The 553-nt window shown below is 77.6% G+C and carries 1 pseudogene; it reads left to right on the top strand.

The annotated features are described in order from the left end of the window. A pseudogene (locus SACPADRAFT_RS26360) lies at nucleotides 1-523 on the top strand (nitroreductase family protein); the annotation flags it as partial. Nucleotides 524-553 lie beyond the last annotated feature (30 nt).

Here is a 553-nt window from a genome sequence, read left to right as displayed (position 1 = left end):
CGAGGAGCTGGCGTCGTGGACGCACACCGGCGGCAACGCCGACGGGGTGCCGCACGCCGCGGGCGGTCCGCGCGCGGAGGGGGAGCCGCTGCTCGCCTTTCGGGATTTCGATGCGCAACGGCCCGACGCGCGCGAGACCCGCGGGCGGGAGTTCGAACAGAATCCCCTGGTCGCGGTGCTGACCACCCCCGGCGACACCCGCCGGGACGCACTGGTGGCCGGGCAGGCCCTGCAGCGGGTGCTGCTGACCGCGACCGCCGCCGGCCTCCAGTCCTCCTTCTTCGCCTCCCCGGTCGAGGTGCCGGAGACCCGGGAGCGGCTGCGGGAGCTGCTGGGCGGGCGGGGCACCCCGCAGATCGCCCTGCGCCTCGGACACGGCCATCCGGGCGGCCCCCTCACCCCACGCCGCCCGGTCACCGAGGTCACCGAGGTCACCGAGGTCACCGGGGACGCCGGGGAGGCCGGGGACATCGGGGGCCGCGGGGACGATGGGGGAGCCGCGGGGGAGGACACGCCGCCGTGACCGCACCCGACACCCCCGTGCTGGCCACGG

This window comes from Saccharomonospora iraqiensis subsp. paurometabolica YIM 90007, from assembly GCF_000231035.2.
In the GTDB taxonomy this organism is placed as follows: domain Bacteria; phylum Actinomycetota; class Actinomycetes; order Mycobacteriales; family Pseudonocardiaceae; genus Saccharomonospora; species Saccharomonospora paurometabolica.
This window is presented reverse-complemented; position numbering and strand designations above follow the sequence as displayed.